This is a genomic window from Komagataeibacter europaeus LMG 18890 (genome assembly GCF_000285295.1).
In the GTDB taxonomy this organism is placed as follows: Bacteria; Pseudomonadota; Alphaproteobacteria; order Acetobacterales; family Acetobacteraceae; genus Komagataeibacter; species Komagataeibacter europaeus.
In genome coordinates this window covers 1-16,606 of the sequence record NZ_CADP01000029.1, presented here as the reverse complement: position 1 = coordinate 16,606, position 16,606 = coordinate 1, and the positions used below count along the sequence as shown (strand labels likewise).

At 59.7% G+C, this 16,606-nt stretch carries 14 protein-coding genes; 7 read left to right on the top strand and 7 right to left on the bottom strand.

The window, feature by feature from the left end; all coding sequences use genetic code 11:
• Positions 1-178 precede the first annotated feature (178 nt).
• On the bottom strand, positions 179-991 hold the full coding sequence (locus tag GEU01_RS10405; protein ID WP_019086028.1) for an MIP/aquaporin family protein: 813 nt from the start codon (positions 989-991) through the stop codon (positions 179-181).
• Positions 992-1,435: 444 nt separating this feature from the next.
• Between GEU01_RS10405 and glpD the strand changes: the two genes are divergently transcribed.
• From glpD to GEU01_RS10380, 5 genes are all read left to right on the top strand, one after another.
• Positions 1,436-2,998: a glycerol-3-phosphate dehydrogenase gene (glpD, locus tag GEU01_RS10400; RefSeq protein WP_019086027.1), complete on the top strand. Its 1,563-nt coding sequence runs from the start codon at positions 1,436-1,438 to the stop codon at positions 2,996-2,998.
• Between the two features lie 70 nt (positions 2,999-3,068).
• A complete protein-coding gene (glpK, locus tag GEU01_RS10395) occupies positions 3,069-4,568 on the top strand; it encodes a glycerol kinase GlpK (protein WP_019086026.1) in 1,500 nt (499 codons plus the stop codon).
• Positions 4,569-4,607: 39 nt separating this feature from the next.
• A complete protein-coding gene (gene glpX, locus GEU01_RS10390) occupies positions 4,608-5,594 on the top strand; it encodes a class II fructose-bisphosphatase (protein WP_010507481.1) in 987 nt (328 codons plus the stop codon).
• A 48-nt stretch (positions 5,595-5,642) separates the two neighbouring features.
• A complete protein-coding gene (gene fbaA / locus GEU01_RS10385; protein WP_019086025.1) occupies positions 5,643-6,749 on the top strand; it encodes a class II fructose-bisphosphate aldolase in 1,107 nt (368 codons plus the stop codon).
• 32 nt (positions 6,750-6,781) lie between these two features.
• Positions 6,782-7,540, top strand: coding sequence for a DeoR/GlpR family DNA-binding transcription regulator (locus GEU01_RS10380; protein ID WP_019086024.1), 759 nt, complete (start codon positions 6,782-6,784; stop codon positions 7,538-7,540).
• 42 nt (positions 7,541-7,582) lie between these two features.
• Here the strand turns inward: GEU01_RS10380 and GEU01_RS10375 are convergent, their stop codons facing one another.
• On the bottom strand, positions 7,583-8,344 hold the full coding sequence (locus tag GEU01_RS10375) for an SDR family NAD(P)-dependent oxidoreductase (protein WP_010507486.1): 762 nt from the start codon (positions 8,342-8,344) through the stop codon (positions 7,583-7,585).
• 407 nt (positions 8,345-8,751) lie between these two features.
• Here GEU01_RS10375 and GEU01_RS10370 point away from each other — a divergent pair, with 407 nt between their 5' ends.
• Entirely contained in the window at positions 8,752-10,038 is a 1,287-nt protein-coding gene (locus GEU01_RS10370; RefSeq protein ID WP_019086023.1) for an NAD(P)/FAD-dependent oxidoreductase, read from the top strand.
• A gap of 84 nt (positions 10,039-10,122) precedes the next feature.
• Here the strand turns inward: GEU01_RS10370 and GEU01_RS10365 are convergent, their stop codons facing one another.
• Genes GEU01_RS10365 through GEU01_RS10350 form a run of 4 tightly spaced genes read right to left on the bottom strand, consistent with a single transcriptional unit; the run spans position 10,123 to position 13,065 of the window.
• On the bottom strand, positions 10,123-10,569 hold the full coding sequence (locus GEU01_RS10365; RefSeq protein WP_026018657.1) for an RrF2 family transcriptional regulator: 447 nt from the start codon (positions 10,567-10,569) through the stop codon (positions 10,123-10,125).
• Between the two features lie 15 nt (positions 10,570-10,584).
• Complete coding sequence (locus tag GEU01_RS10360; RefSeq protein WP_019086021.1) at positions 10,585-11,238, bottom strand: methionine ABC transporter permease; 654 nt, start codon at positions 11,236-11,238, stop codon at positions 10,585-10,587.
• A complete protein-coding gene (locus GEU01_RS10355; protein ID WP_019086020.1) occupies positions 11,219-12,253 on the bottom strand; it encodes a methionine ABC transporter ATP-binding protein in 1,035 nt (344 codons plus the stop codon). The genes GEU01_RS10360 and GEU01_RS10355 overlap by 20 nt, the downstream gene beginning before the upstream one ends.
• A complete protein-coding gene (locus tag GEU01_RS10350) occupies positions 12,244-13,065 on the bottom strand; it encodes a MetQ/NlpA family ABC transporter substrate-binding protein (protein WP_026018655.1) in 822 nt (273 codons plus the stop codon). Before GEU01_RS10350 ends, GEU01_RS10355 begins: the two co-directional genes overlap by 10 nt.
• 1,188 nt (positions 13,066-14,253) lie before the next feature.
• Here GEU01_RS10350 and GEU01_RS10345 point away from each other — a divergent pair.
• Positions 14,254-16,041 (top strand): alginate export family protein, encoded by a 1,788-nt coding sequence (locus GEU01_RS10345; protein WP_019086018.1) that lies wholly within the window; start codon positions 14,254-14,256, stop codon positions 16,039-16,041.
• A gap of 226 nt (positions 16,042-16,267) precedes the next feature.
• On the opposite strand, the gene GEU01_RS22595 is transcribed toward GEU01_RS10345, so the two are convergent.
• Positions 16,268-16,606 (bottom strand): IS5/IS1182 family transposase (locus tag GEU01_RS22595; RefSeq protein ID WP_019086017.1); only part of this gene is annotated, 339 nt, incomplete at its 5' end.

Sequence of the window (16,606 nt, the reverse complement as noted above, 5' to 3'; positions counted from 1 at the left end):
TTTTTGAAAAAAGGCGGCGTTCTGTGAAGCTTCCTGAAACAGCTTCACCAAAAACTTTTTATTTGGAAGAAGTTATCCGGGACGTGGTCCGGCCCGGACGTGCAGATGGGGCGGGCATGGGCCTGCCCCATGCTGAAACATGACACCGCCGGGATGACCCGGCGGCGGATGGGAAGTCTTATGGGGCCGGGGGAATGATCGCGCTGGCGTGACGTGGAATGAACGGACGGATCAGGAACTGGTAACAGCCTGCACCGATCACGCCGCCCAGCAGCGGTCCGGCAATTGGCACCCACCAGAAATTGTCCGCCGAGGGTAGGGCGGAACCACCCCATCCGGCCAGGAAACAGAACAGGCGCGGCCCGAAGTCACGGGCTGGATTGATGGCCCATGCCTCCAGATAGCCTGAACATGCGCCAATGCTGGCCACCAGCAACCCGATGATCAGCGCGCTGGAATTGGCCTGCGGTGCAACGGTATTGTACTCGCAGGTAATCGCGAAGATGCCACCGACCAGCAGCGCTGTCAGGATGGTTTCATCCATGAAGGCATGGAGCGGCGTGATGAATTCGCCCGGATGGGTAAAGAATACTCCCGCCGCCCCGCCATCGGCGCGGCTTATGCCATGCAACTGGTTGTAATGGTCTATGACCGGCTGGTACAGCGTATAGACAAGGGCCGCGCCCAGCATGCCCCCCAGGACCTGCGCCGCACAGTAGGCAGGCACCTTGCGCCATGAAAAACCACGGTAAAGCGCCAGCGCCACCGATACGGCCGGGTTGGCATGGGTGCCCGATACGCTGCCGGTCACGTAAATCGCGATGGTCACGCCCAGTCCCCATACAATGGAAACCCCCCAGTAGGAGAGTTTGTAGGGGCTGGGATCGTACAGCGTGTACATGGCGGCCACGGAATCGCCGATCAGGACAATGATCATGACCGCGATGCATTCTGATATCAGTTCGCCCAGAAACTGTCTGTTCTTTAGCATTTTAACCCACTTTATTCTTTTATTATCATTCGATGGGAATGGGCTGTTCGCCTTGTGGCGGGTTTCCGGCCCTGTCATGTTCTTAAACGAACATATCCGGGTCGGGAAGGGGAACGTGTGCTGGCCGGGGGGAAAGTTTCTCCTTTTTCCTTTTATTTCACTATATTTCATGAAACCTCTCCAGCCTGGCAGATTCGGGGGCATGCCGCGCTGGTGCGTATCAGACAGCAGCGGGGGCGGGGTGGCGGCATCTGCTGTGCGTTTTCGCACATGCACAAAAACCGCCCGCACAGATAAATACCTGCAGATGGCGAATTTATGTCTAAAACCGGCAATATTTATGCATGAAATATTTCACGGAACGCCATGGCTGATGTGCGTTTTCCCTATTGAAACGCTCATGATGTTCGTTTACGAACATCCGTATCAGGAGGAACATCTACCATGGCGTCCAAGGACGAAACATTCCGCACCCCCGCGGCACAGGGCGGTCCGCTCGACCTGCTGGTCGTTGGCGGTGGGATCAACGGCACGGGCATCGCGCGCGATGCCGCAGGGCGGGGCGCGTCCGTCCTGCTGGTCGAGCAGGACGACCTTGCCAGCTACACTTCATCAGCCAGCACCAAGCTGATCCATGGTGGCCTGCGCTACCTTGAATATTATGAATTCCGCCTGGTGCGTGAAGCGCTGATCGAACGTGAGCGCCTGCTGCGTATCGCGCCGCACATCATCTGGCCGATGCGGTTCGTGCTGCCCTACACCCCGCAGGCACGGCCCGCGTGGATGCTGCGCCTTGGCCTGTTCCTGTATGACCACCTCGCGCCCAACATGACGCTGCCCAAGTGCAAGTCGCTTGATTTCCGCACGAATTCGGCGGGCAAGCCGCTCAACGGCACGCTCGCGCGTGGGTTTGCCTATTCCGACGGGTGGGTGCAGGACAGCCGCCTTGTCGTCCTCAACGCCATGGATGCCAAGGCCCACGGGGCAGACATCCGCACCCGTACCCGTCTTGTGCAGGCACGGCGCGTGAATGGCCTGTGGGAAGCGGTGATCGAGAACACGCGCGATGGCAGCCAGACGACCGTGCAGGCAAAGATCCTGGTCAATGCCGGTGGCCCGTGGGTGAGCGAAGTGCTGCGTGAGCGCGCGCAGGTCGATTCCGACAAGAACGTGCGGCTGGTCAAGGGCAGCCACATCGTGGTGCCGCGCCTGTTTGACGGACCGCAGGCCTACATCCTGCAGAACCCGGACAAGCGTATCGTTTTCGCGATCCCCTACGAGCAGAAATTCACCCTGATCGGCACCACCGACGTGCCCTGGACGCAGGCCCCCGGCCGGGTCGAGATCTCGCCCGAGGAAATCACCTACCTGTGCGAAAGCGTCAGCCGCTATTTCACCAAGCCGGTCACGCCGGATGACGTGGTGTGGAGCTACGCCGGCGTGCGTCCGCTATATGATGACGCGGCCAAGAACGCGTCCGCCGTAACGCGTGATTACGTGCTGGATGTGGATACACAGGGCAACCAGGCGCCAATGCTGTCCATCTTCGGTGGCAAGATCACCACGTACCGCAAGCTGGCCGAACACGCGCTGGAGAAACTGCAGCCCTTCCTGCCGGTCCTGTCCGCGCCGGGCTGGACCGCCGATCAGGTGCTGCCAGGCGGTGACCTGGGCGAGGGCGGGTTTGACGGCGCGGTCAGCCGCCTTGCGGCAAAGGCCCCGTTCCTTGATGCGCAGCTGTGCTGGCGTCTGGTGCGCAATTATGGTTCGCGTGCCACCGAAATCGTCGGTGATGCGCGCAGCATGGCTGATATGGGCGAGCAGTTTGGTGGTGGCCTGACCGCGCGTGAAGTGGAATACCTGATCGCACACGAATGGGCGCAGACGACCGAGGACATCCTGTGGCGTCGGTCGCGCATGGGCCTGCATGTGACCGATGAGGACGCAGGCCGGCTTGACACCTACCTGCGTGGCCGCCAGCCGGTCGCTGCAAAATCGGCTTCGTGACAGAACAGGCCGTGGGCGTAACATCGTCCACGGCCAGAACCGTATCCGCCCGTCAGGGCAGGAGAAGATAATGAACAAGAAGAACAGAATTCTCGCTATCGATCAGGGAACGACCTCGACCCGCAGCATCGTCTTCGATCGTGACATCAACGCCGTTTCGGTCGCCCGGACCGAATTTGCCCAGCATTACCCCAATCCGGGCTGGGTCGAGCATGATCCGGAGGAAATCTGGTCCAACGTCCTGTCCACCGCGCGTGAAGCCATTGAAATGGCCGGTGGCCCGGGCACGATCGCGGGAATCGGCATTACCAACCAGCGCGAAACCATTGTCGTGTGGGACCGGGAAACGGGCAAGCCCATTCACCGCGCCATCGTCTGGCAGGACCGGCGCACGACGCCCGTCTGCGCGCGCATGCATGAACAGGGGCATGAGCCGCTTGTGCGCGAACGGACCGGCCTGCTGCTGGATCCCTATTTCTCGGCCACGAAAATTGCGTGGATCCTTGACAATGTCGAAGGTGCGCGCGCCCAGGCCGAGCAGGGAAAGCTTGCCTGTGGCACGATCGACAGCTTCCTGCTGTGGCGGCTGACGGGGGGGCGCGTGCATGCCACCGATACGACCAATGCGTCACGCACGCTTCTGTTCAATATCCATACCTGTGCATGGGATGATGACCTGCTGGCGCTGTTCAACGTGCCGCGCGCCATCCTGCCCGAAGTGCGCACCAACAGCGAAATCTTTGGCGACACGGAAGCCGACCTGTTTGGCGAACCGCTGAAGGTCGCGGGCATGGCGGGTGACCAGAACGCCGCCATGGTGGGCCAGGTCTGCTTCAGGCCCGGCACGGCCAAGGCGACGTACGGCACGGGCTGCTTCGCGCTGCTCAATACCGGGACCACGCCTGTCCAGTCCGAAAACCGCATGCTGACCACCATCGCCTACCGCATCGGCGCCGAGACGACGTACGCGCTGGAAGGGTCGATTTTCGTGGCCGGCTCCGCCATCCGCTGGCTGCGCGACGGGCTGAACCTGATTACCCATGCCTCCCAGACCGATGACATGGCGACCCGCGTGCCGCACAGCCATGGCGTCTATATGGTGCCCGGTTTCGTCGGTCTTGGCGCGCCGCACTGGGATCCGGATGCCCGTGGCCTGATCTGCGGGCTGACGCTGGATGCCACGGCGGCCCATATCGCCCGTGCGGCGCTGGAATCGGTGGCGTATCAGACGCTTGATCTCATGGATGCAATGCATGAGGATGGCGGCGAGGAACTGAGCGCACTGCGTGTTGATGGCGGGATGTCGGTCAATGACTGGTTCTGCCAGTTCCTTGCCGATATGCTGCGCACGCCGGTAGAACGGCCCAAGCAGGTCGAAACGACCGCCCTTGGCGCCGCTTTCCTGGCCGGGCTGGCGACAGGGGTATGGGACAGCATTGCGGAAGTCGAAGGCACCTGGAGCCGCGGACAGCTGTTCCGCCCCACAATGGACAAGGCACAGCGCGACAGGATGGTGGCAGGGTGGCATGTGGCGGTGCGCCGCACGCTCAGCGCCACCGTTGCTGCGTAACCGACGAATTATAGCAAGAAAACAGGAAAAGAGTGTTTCATGACCTCCACCCGGCATAATCCCTATCAGGTTACGGATCGCAACCTTGCCCTCGAACTCGTCCGCGTGACGGAAGCGGCCGCCGTGGCCGCGTCGGCATGGACAGGCCGTGGCCTGAAGAACGAAGCCGACGGTGCGGCGGTGGAGGCGATGCGTCGCGCGTTCGACACGGTTGCCATCAACGGCACCGTGGTGATTGGCGAAGGCGAGATGGATGAGGCTCCGATGCTGTTCATCGGGGAAAACGTGGGCGCGGGCGGTCCCGGCATGGATATTGCCGTGGACCCGCTGGAAGGCACCAACCTGTGCGCCAAGAACCTGCCCAACGCGCTGACGGTTGTAGCCCTGGCGGAAAGCGGCAATTTCCTGCACGCGCCCGACATCTACATGGACAAGATCGTGGTCGGCCCCTACCTGCCCGAAGGCGTGGTGGATCTGGACAACAGCATCGAAGCCAACCTGAAGTCGCTGGCCGCCGCCAAGAAATGCGATGTGTCCGAACTCATGCTGTGCACGCTGGATCGTGAACGCCATGAGGAACTGATTTCGCGCGCCCGCGCCGTTGGCGCCCGCGTGACGCTGCTCAGTGATGGTGACGTGGCGGCCGCCATCGCCGCGTGCCTGGATGACAGCGAAATCGACATCTACGTGGGGTCGGGTGGCGCGCCCGAAGGTGTGCTGGCCGCCGCCGCCGTGCGCTGCGTCCACGGGCAGATGCAGGGTCGCCTGCTGTTTGAGGATGACGGGCAGATCGCGCGCGCGCGCAAGATGAATCCCGGCGCCGATCCGTCGCGCAAGCTGGCGCTGGAAGACATGGCGCGGGGCGATGTCCTGTTTTCGGCCACGGGCGTTACGGGTGGGGCGCTGCTGCGCGGTATCCGCCGCAGCGGTACCCGCACGGTCACGCATTCGCTGGTCATGCGTTCCAAGTCCGGCACCATCCGTTTCGTGGAAGGCCATCACGACTACCAGACCAAGACCTGGTGAACATTTCATCCGTTGCATAACAACAATAACAGGCAATAGAGAAACGACATGACCGATACAGCGAACGCGGTTTCCCACCGTCTGGGTCTGAAGCCCGGTGTGGTGACGGGTGCTGATTACCGCCGCCTGGTAGAAACCTGCCGGGACGAAGGCTACGCCCTGCCAGCCGTGAACGTGGTGGGCACGGACAGCATCAACGCCGTGCTGGAAGCTGCCGCCCGCAACCGCGCGGATGTCATCATCCAGCTATCGAACGGGGGGGCGCGTTTTTACGCGGGCGAAGGCATGAAGGATGCGGATCAGGCCCGCGTCCTGGGTGCCGTGGCCGCGGCCCGTCATGTCCATACCGTGGCTGCGGCCTATGGCGTGTGCGTGATCCTGCATACCGACCATGCCGACCGCAAGCTGCTGCCGTGGATTTCCGGCCTGATCGACGCGAGCGAGGAAGCAGTGAAGGAAACCGGTCGTCCGCTGTTCTCCTCGCACATGATCGATCTTTCGGCGGAACCGCTGGAGGACAATATCGCCGAATGCGCCACCTTCCTGCGCCGTATGGCCCCGCTGGGCATCGGCCTTGAAATCGAGCTGGGCGTAACGGGCGGCGAGGAAGATGGCGTGGGCCATGACGTCGATGACGGTGCGGACAATGCCCATCTCTATACCCAGCCCGAAGACGTGCTGAAGGCGTATGAAGCGCTGTCCCCGCTGGGCTTCGTGACCATTGCCGCGTCGTTCGGCAATGTGCATGGCGTCTACGCGCCGGGCAATGTCAAGCTGCGGCCCGAAATCCTGCGCAATTCGCAGGCGGCAGTGGCAAAGGCCACGGGCCGGGGTGAAAAGCCGCTGGCGCTGGTGTTCCACGGTGGTTCGGGGTCCGAACAGTCCAAGATTACCGAAGCCGTGTCCTATGGCGTGTTCAAGATGAATATCGATACCGATATCCAGTTTGCATTCGCCAGCAGCATTGGCCGCTACGTGCATGAACATGCCGAAGCCTTCAGCCACCAGATTGCCCCTGGCACCGGCAAGCTCACCAAGAAGCTGTATGACCCGCGCAAGTGGCTGCGGGTTGGCGAACAGGGGATCGTGGCCCGTCTGGAACAGTCGTTTGCCGATCTGGGGGCCACCGGGCGCACGGTCGCGCGCGCGATCTAGGTCCCGGATGACGCAATGGAGTAACAGGCAACGTGTCAGCTGAAGAACGCCACCATGAAATTATCACGCTGGTGCGCACCCAGGGTTATGTCTCGAACGAGGAACTGGCCCAGAGGCTGAATGTTGCGGTCCAGACCATCCGCCGTGATGTCAACCTGCTGGCCCGGCGCGGGCTGGTGGCGCGGCATCATGGCGGGGCGGGGCTGGCCTCGTCGGTCGAGAATATCGCCTATTCCGAACGTCAGGTACTCAACCGCCGCGCCAAGGAGGCCATCGGCCATCTCGCGGCCCGGCAGATACCCGACAATTCATCCCTGTTTGTCAGTATCGGCACCACCACGGAAGCCTTTGCCAAGGCGTTGCGGCGGCACAAGGCGCTGCGTGTCATCACCAACAACCTGCATGTCGCCACCCCCCTGTCTGCGCAGACGGATTTCCAGGTGATCGTGACGGGGGGGCTGGTGCGGTTTTATGATGGCGGGATTACCGGTTCCACCGCCAGTACCTTTATCGAACAGTACCGTACCGATTTTGCCGTGATCGGCATAAGCGGGATCGAGGAAGATGGCACGCTGCTGGACTTCGATGCGGACGAGATCAGCGTGGCGCAGGCCATGATGCGCAATGCCCGGCGTGTCTACCTGCTGGCGGACCAGACCAAGTTTGGCCGCAGGCCGATGGGGCGGCTGGGGCACCTGTCGCATGTCCATGGTTTCTTTACCGACCGCCAACCACCCGAACGCATATGCGCGCTGCTGCGCGAACATGACGTGGAACTGCATATCGCCTGACGGACGGAGGCAGGCGTAACGGCCTGCCCGGCGCCCATGGCGTTACTGCGCCAGATATCCACCATCAACCGGCAGGACCGCGCCGGTGATGAATGATGCGTCATCGGATGCGAGGAACAGGATGGCGCTGGCGATTTCAGCGGGCTTGCCCATGCGGCCCATCGGGTGCATCTCGACCACTTTGCGGATGGCGTCCGCATCCATTTTCGCAACCGCCGGGGTGTCGATCGTGCCCGGCGCTACGGCATTGACGCGCACGCCCTTGTCCGCGAGGTCGATGGCCAGATGCTTGGTAATGCCGGACGCCACGAACTTGGCCGGGCCATAGACCGCCTGTCCCTTCTGCCCCGCGAAGGCGGAAATGGAGGACAGGCAGACAATCGCCCCCTGTCCGGCATGTACCATCTCGGCTGCGGCGTATTTGCAGCTCAGGAACATGCCGCGCGCGTCCACCGCCATGGTATGGTCCCATAGATCCGCCGTGGCGGTGGCCAGGTCGGCTTCCGGAATGACGCCCGCATTGGCCACGAGGATGTCGATCCGGCCAAAATGCTTCATGGTTTCATGGACCACGCGCTTGATATCGGCCTCGCTCGTGACATCGGCGGGAACCGAAATCACGGGCACCCCGCTTTTTTCAAACTGGCTGACCAGTTCGTCCAGCGCGTCGGTATTGAGGTCGGTCAGCGCCAGACGCGCGCCCTCGGCCGCGAAGCGTTCGGCCGTGGCCCGGCCGATCCCGCTTGCCGCACCTGTAATGAGGGCGACCTTGTCCTGAATGCGTCCATGTGGGGTGACGGTCATGGTTTCTCCTGCTGTCCTGTCATTGATTTCAGTATGTTGGCATGGCTGTCGCGTCTGCCGTTATGCGGGCTAACGTCGGGAATGGATAGATGTTGCCCGTCATGTCGGCTGATCGGGGCTGCTGCGCGGGGGACGAAGGCAGGGGGCGTATCGTGCCCTGCTGCAATAGATCGGGTTCTTTTGATCGCCTGTGCCTATATCCCGGTTTTTCGCGCTCTGGCGCGGTAAATGGGGGGTATGGATAACGGGTTGTTGCATCTCCGTGCCCGAATCTGCGCCCGCGCATGTTTCGGGCACGGGGTGGATTGCCTATAATCCTGCCAACATGGTTTGTATGGATGTGGCGTATCGGGGTTTCCCATGTGGGGGCCGGAGCGCCGTGCGAGCGGGTTTGGAGCATTATCGAGATGGCACAAAAGTTTCGGATCGTTATTGTAGGCGGTGGTGTGGCCGGACTTGCGCTGGCGACACGGCTGGGCAATTCGGTCGGACGCTCGGGGCGGGCGGAAATCACATTGGTGGACAAGAGCTTCGCCCATGTGTGGAAGCCAATGCTGCACTGCTTTGCCGCCGGCACGGCCGCGAATGAAAATGACCGCATAAGCTTCATGTCGCAGGCCAGCCGCCACCATTTCGAATTCTGTCCCGGTGAGATCACGGCCCTTGACCGTCAGGCCAAGACCATTTCGCTGGCCCCCATCAAGGACCCGCAGACCGGTGAGCAGGTGGTGGATGCCCGTACGCTGGATTATGACGCGGTGGTCCTGTCCATCGGCAGCCGGGCGAATGACTTCGGCACGCCGGGCGTGGCCGAACACTGCATGTTCATCGACAACCTGGTGGATGCGAACGGCTTCAATGACCGTTTCCGCATAGAACTGCTGCGGGCGTTTGCCAATCATCAGGAACTGGACATCGCCATTGTCGGCGGTGGCGCCACCGGCACGCAGCTGGCGGCGGAACTGCACAAGGCGCTGGATCTGGCGTCGCTTTACAGTTTCGGCCAGAAACCGCCCAAGCTGCGCATTACCCTGCTGGAGGCCGGGCCGCGCATCCTGCCGGCTTTTCCTGAATCCGTATCGGATGCCGCCGTCAAGCAGCTTGAAGCCATCGGTGTCGATGTCCGGGCGGGTGCCATGGTCAGTGGCGCGGATGAAAACGGCTTTATCCTGAAGGACGGCAGCCGTGTGCCGGCAACGCTGCGGGTATGGGCCGCAGGGGTGAAGGCACCGGATGTGACGAAGCAGTTTGGCGGGCTGAAGCTGTCGCGTTCCGGCCAGCTTGAGGTCAGGCCGACGCTGCAGGTCATGGAGGACGATAACATCTTCGCCATGGGGGACTGTGCCTTCATTGCTGAAAAACCCGTCGCCCCTACCGCGCAGGCCGCCCGCCAGCAGGCGCACCATCTGGCCAAGGCCCTGCCTGCATGGATGATGAGCGGCCAGCCACTGCCTGCCTTCACCTTCCATAACAAGGGGGCTGTGGTGGCGCTGGGTGATTATAATGGCTGGGGCACGTTCCCCGGCGGCACGGTATTCGGCGGTGGCTGGCTGCATGGGCTGTCGGCGCGGATGGTGCATCTCATGCTGTATCGCCAGCATCAGTTTGAACTGTATGGGCCGGTGCGTGGCACGATTTCGTGCCTTGTGGACTGGCTGGATGTATTCGTGCGTCCTTCCGTCCGGCTGGACTGACTGAAAATCATAAGAAGCTTCAGGGAACGTCGCTTTTCGGAAAAAAAGCGGCACCCGGAAACGTTTGTTTTTTAAAAAGGCGGTTCATATCGAAAAGCAGCCCGGACCGGCGGCCGGGCGCTGCAGGCCACGTGTTTCGGCCTGCCGCACGAAGTCATGCAATGTGACCTTGCTGTATTCGTGCGTCAGCAGGCCTTCCATCTGGTCCAGAAAGGGCCGGACAACCGTGTTGAACAGCGTGCCCCGGCGCCGTTCGGCCGGGACGTCGTCATGCATCGTGGCCCGGTATATGTCCGCCAGCAGGATTTCACCTGCCGGATGGCCCAGCCGGTAACCGCCATGTGGGCCACGGATGCCCTGCAACAGGCCGGACCGGGCGAGGGCCTGCACGATGGGTTCGATCCCGCGCCGTGCCAGGCCGGACCTGTCCGCGATATCAATCGTGCTGACCGGTCGGCCGGCAATGCTGTGAAACGCCACGTCCAGCATGATGATCAGGGCAGTGGCGGTCCGGTCACGTACGCTGTGCATGGGCATGGCCCCCTGTCAGGTATGGCGCAGGTGATTGGAAATTGCGTTCCCGATAGCCTGTATCAACGCGACAAAGGCAATCAGGACCAGTACCACCAGCGTCATGATTTCCGTATTGAAACGCTGGTAGCCGTAACGGATGGCGACATCACCCAGCCCCCCGGCGCCCACTGCTCCGGCCATGGCCGATGCTCCGGTCAGCGTAATCAGGGTGACGGTCAGGCCCGCGACAAGCCCGGGCAGGGCTTCGGGGATCAGGACATGGCGGACGATCATCCACCGGGTGCCCCCCATGGTCCGCACCGCGTCAATCAGCGCCGGATCCACTTCGCGTAGCGAGACTTCGGCAATGCGGGCAAAATACGGAATGGCCGCAAGCGATAGCGGTACGATGGCCGCCGTTGTCCCCAGCGACGTGCCCACGATCATGCGGGTAACGGGAATAAGGATCACCAGCAGGATGATGAAGGGAATCGCGCGCAGCATATCAACGACCAGCCCCAGCAGGCGCGCCACGGGCGGGCAGGGCAGCAGGCCGCCCCGGCGGGTGGCCACCATGACCAGCGCCAGCGGCAGGCCGCCAATCACGGCCACAAGGCCGGACACCAGCACCATCTGTGCCGTTTCCCATGTTGCGCGCAGGATCAGGTCAAAGATCAGCCGGGACATAACCAAGAACTTTCAGCGAGGGGTCGAGGCCATGGAGGAAATCATGGATTCCGGCCGAATAATCGCCCACGCACACAATCATGTCGGCAAAGGGCTGGCCCGCGATTTCGCTGGTCCCGCCCGCCAGTATGGTGGCGTCCACTCCGAAACGCTGTCCCAGCGTGGACAGCACCGGCAGGTCTGCCGCTGCTCCACCCATGCGCAGGCGTATGACAGCGCGCGCGCCGGGGCGATCCGTATCGACCAGTCTGGCACGGATGGCGGGGGGCACCCGCGGCTGTGTTTCCGACAGCAGCGCCTGCGTTACAGGCAACTGCGTACCCGCGGCCAGAATGTCCAGTGTCGGGCCGTTTTCGACCACGCGGCCATGGTCCAGAATGACCAGATGGGTCGCAATGCGGCGGATGACATCCATTTCATGGGTAATCATGATGATGGTCAGGCCCAACTCGCGGTTGATGCGGGCCAGCAGGTCGAGGATGGATGTCGTCGTTTCAGGGTCCAGGGCAGATGTCGCTTCATCACACAGCAGCAGGGCGGGCGCGTTGGCCAGCGCACGGGCGATGCCCACGCGCTGTTTCTGCCCGCCCGATAACTGTGCCGGCCATTTATGGCCGTGATCCGACAGCCCGACGAGGGAAAGCAGTTCGGTAATCCGTGCATTCCGCCGTGCGCGTGGCACGCCCGCGATTTCAAGCGGCAGGCTGATATTGCCCGCGACCGTGCGGGAACCCAGCAGGTTGAAATGCTGGAAAACAAACCCGATCCTGCGGCGCAGGCCGATCAGTTGCGACTGGGGCAGGGCCGTCAGGTCGTGCCCCTCGATCATGATATGACCGGTATCGGGCCGGTCCAGCGCGCCAAGACAGCGCAGCAGGGAACTCTTGCCCGCCCCCGACCGGCCAATCACGCCCAGTATTTCGCCCCGGGCTACGGTGAAGCTTATGTCATCCAGCGCGAGGTGGCCGCCAAAGCTGCGGCTGATATGGCTGACCTGGACCAGTCCTATGTCCATGCTGGCACGACCGAACCGTGAAAGATCGTCTCGATCGCCGTGCGGGTGGAAGGCTGATGGACCGCATTGACCAGTGGCGTTATCCACGGTGCCTTCGCATCGGCCGCGTTGACGGCAATGAAGTTGACATATGGGTTATCTTGCAGGGATTCCTGCCCGATTTTCTGTTTCTGCAGGTCAATTCCCGCCTTCAGCGCCCAGTTGGTATTGACGACGGCCGCATCCAGATCGGGCAGGGAACGCCCGACAATTCCGGCATCCAGTTCATGAAATGTCAGGTTGCGCGGGTTGTCGGCGATGTCCAGCGGCGTTGGCAGTAACCCGGCCGAGGCCGGAAGCCTGATCAATCCCAGTGCTTCGAGCAGATGCAGCGCGCGGCCTTCGTTGCTGGGATCATTCGGTAGTCCGATCACGGCGTTTCGCGGCAGGTCGGCCACCGACTTCCAGCGTGTCGAATATAGCCCGATGGGGGAGAAATAGGTATTCCCGACCGCCACGATGTCATACCAGCGTGCGGCTATCTGCGCCTGCAGGAAGGGACCGTGCTGGAAGGCGTTGGCATCAATTTCATGCTCGGCCAGTGCTTCGTCAGGGGTATTGTAGTCGGAAAATGTCATGATGGAGAGGTCCAGTCCCTCCTTCGCGGCATTGGCGACGATGACGCGCCACAGGTCCTCATCCTCGCCCGCCATGATCCCGATGCGCAACCGTCTGGCGTCCGCTGCCCGTGCGGCATGGATCATGGGCAGGCAGGTTGCGGTGCCCAGCAGGGAAAGGGCGCGTCTTCTTGTGATGGGGGTGTTCAGTTTCATTTCATTCCTGGTCCGGACAACTGTTTTTGCAGTGGAAAAACCGGCATTGCGTTTCATACGGCGGTGCATGGAGGCCGCCATGGTCTGATCCGGGTTTCAGGTGATGTCCCTGCCTGTTGGCGTTCAGATTGATGCGCACATAAAAATACATCATCCAATGTGCGTCAACATTAAATACGAAATTATAAGTTATTTTTTCGGGAAATGATCGCTTCCCGATTGCCAGAAGGTGTTGGGATACGGCCGTGACAGCCATGGATGTCATGAACTACCCATTGAAAATAAAAAATATCATCATATTGATGTCAGATTTTTCCACAAAAAAACACTATCGTATAGTGAATAATGCGCGGGTATGAAAATGTCCGGTCTGCTATCCCGTCTGCACCCGGTCCGATCTTATCTGTTGTTCTGGTGTCGCTGGATAACCTGCGCACCTTTATGGATATGCCCCGCTATTTTAGGGATAAGAAGGTGATAAGGATTGTTCAGGCAATCGATTGATAGATAAAAACAAAAGTTTTTGGGTGCCACTTTTTTAAGGTGGCGTTGTCCTGAAATTTTTTGAAAAGAGCTTCACCAATTTTTCAGACAGTCTTTAAATGGATGCATGCGGGCCTGCCATGGATGTCGCCCCATGGATCCCGCGTTTTATATCGTGGAAATAATTCACGCATACGACTGTATGATAAGTCTGTGGCCCTGTTGCCACACACCTCAGGCATGGGGGAACAATATGATTGCCCTCGCCGTTAATGAAACATCGGGCAGTTCGTATTCCGTATGGAATGGATTATGATTGTTCCTTTTATATAAAAGAAATATCGGAAAACTGTATTTTTATGCAGTGCGTATGGCATCCGCATTTATGAATGTTTTCATACCTTTTGAGACAGCAGGGATATATGATCCCTGGTCGATGACGGACACCGGCATATAGTACGATATTTATCGTTTTATATGCGACAGAAATGTCTCCTGCCATTTTTTTTGTGTTATCTTGGAAATAAAAATACTATTTAAAAACAGAATGTTAATTAATATTTTACCAAAGTTTCAGGGGTTTTGAACGGTCGTAAGGAAGATATGGAAAAATACACCATTGACGTGTTTTTAATGACATAATACGTAAACATACAGTGCTTAATAATCCGATATGCCCTGTATATAGCGAAATGGTATGTGACAATGTTGCCATCCCTGAAGTCAGCCGCGACCGTTCGCTACCATTCCATCCGTAAGGATGGTGCCTGCACGCATTCCGTGCGGGACGGCAGGAAGGCGACGGATTTCCCTGTCCTGGCCATGCTGCTCAGCCTGCCTGCCGGGATTGTCACCATGGGACACGGCGCGCATGCTGCCGATCCCGTTTCCGTCAATGCGGCAGGGGCGGGCGCGCTGACAGGACAGGCATCACAATCACGGTCTGAAAACGTGATTGTCCGGATCGGGCGGCGTCCCCCGATACAGGTCTATCCGCACGCCAATCCGGTGGGGCAGCCCCTGCGCATGAGTGGCGCGGAAAACCGCAAGAATGGCCACCAGTACGACTGGGGCGTGTTCAATCGTGGGAACGGGGAATCCGCAGGGTTCGGCCCGGTCGGGACGTATGGCGTAACACCCTGGGCCGAGGACTGGAGCAACCTGCGCGACAGGAAAAATCATAATGATCCCTTTGATGTGCTGAAATACATCCCCCTGACCCGCAGCGGGAATGTATGGATCAGTTTTTCCGGGGAAACCCGCCTGCGTAACTGGTTTGAAACCCGTCCGCAGCTTGGTACGCAAAAACCCAATGATTCCGGGCGTTTCGCCGTGCGCAACCTGTATGGCGCGGATCTGCACATCGGTTCGCACCTGCGCTTCTTCGGTCAGTTGGTGAATGCGGATGCCGCAGGCTGGGGCGGTTACGGTTATGGTTCGACCTATCGCAAGCGTCTGGATGCGCAGCAGGCCTTTGTCGAGGTGCGGTGGAACATGCTTGGCGCCAAAAGTGGCTTCATGTTCGGGCGGCAGCAGTTTCTCGATGCGCCATCCTACATGCTGTACGCCCGTGAGACGCCAAACGTGCCGCTGTCATGGGACGGGTTCCGGGGGTACATGGTGTGGAAGCGCATCCGTATCGACGGGTGGGACTTCGTGCAGACATATGACAGTGAAAACAAGATGTTTCACGATACCGAAAACTATGCCTCGCGACTGTACGGTTTCAACACGACATGGGCGCCCCCTGACTTTACCTTCATGGGGCAGAAGGGATATTCCTTTGTCGATGCCTTTTATATTGGCTACAAGCTGAATGGCGCGGCCGGGGCGATTGCGGGGCCGGGCGGTTCGGTTACGGGGTCCAACACGCGCAATAATTTCGGCATGCGCTGGCATGGCGTGGCGGGACCGATTGAATTTTCGGTGGGCGGTATCTGGCAGGGTGGCGTATTCCGTCCGTCCGGGACCACGCTGGCGCGCAATGTCAGTGCCTACGCCATCAATTCCTCGGTGGGTTACCGTTTTTCCGAAAAGACCCTGAATACATTCGCCGGGATCCAGACGGACGTGTATTCGGGCGGGAATTCGTCTGACCGGACTGGAACGATCGGCACCTATATTGCCCCCTTCAATCCGCAGACCAATTACCTTGACACGACAACCTACATGACGGCGTCCAACCTGATCAGTTTTGCGCCGCTGGTCCGGATTACGCCATTCAAGTCCGTCAGTATCCAGTTCAAGTATCCACTGTTCTGGCGTGACAGTGTGAATGACCCCATTTACAAGTCATCGGGGAATTACAAGTTTCCCGGTAATTTCCGTGGCAGGTTTATTGGCATGGCGCCACAGGTGTCGATTGCCTGGCAGATCAATACGCATGTGTCATGGACGCAGTATGCATCCCGTTTCATGACATCGCATGCCCTTAATGAAGCTGGCGGTTCCAGTGGAACGTATTACCAGTCGAATTTTGTATTCCGGTTCTGACGGCACGCGGCAATATGGATGGGCCGCCTGCAAATCATAAAGACGTCTTTGAAAAGGCGGCATCCGGAAACGTTTAATATTCTTGCCCATTTTTTATTTCGAACAGTATTTAATCGTGCCCTGAATAAAAGCCATCCAGTAAGAGACTGTTTGAAAAGTTAGCCCGGAAACATTCAGCAATCATAAAGAAGTTTCTGGTGAAGCTTTTTTCAGGGCCTGTTGGGAATTAACGCGAATTGATGATTGCGGCGGTAAGATAAATCATCGCTGCGAATGATCTGTCGGTCTTGTCGCTTCGCATGGCGATGCGCTTGAACTCCTTGAGCTTGCAGAAGAAGTTCTCGATGAGATGGCGTGCCTTGAACAGGGCTCCATCGAAGGGTCGCCTGTCGAGGCGGTTCCGACGCTGGGGAATGACCACGCGGGCCCCTTGCGCGCGTATGGTGTCCACGATCCAGTGGACATCGAACGCCTTGTCAGCAAGAAGTCCCTCAAAATCAGCCGGTTCAAGGAGAGGCGCCGAGAGTGTCCGATCTTCTGTGTATAATTGATCTGGTCCATACTT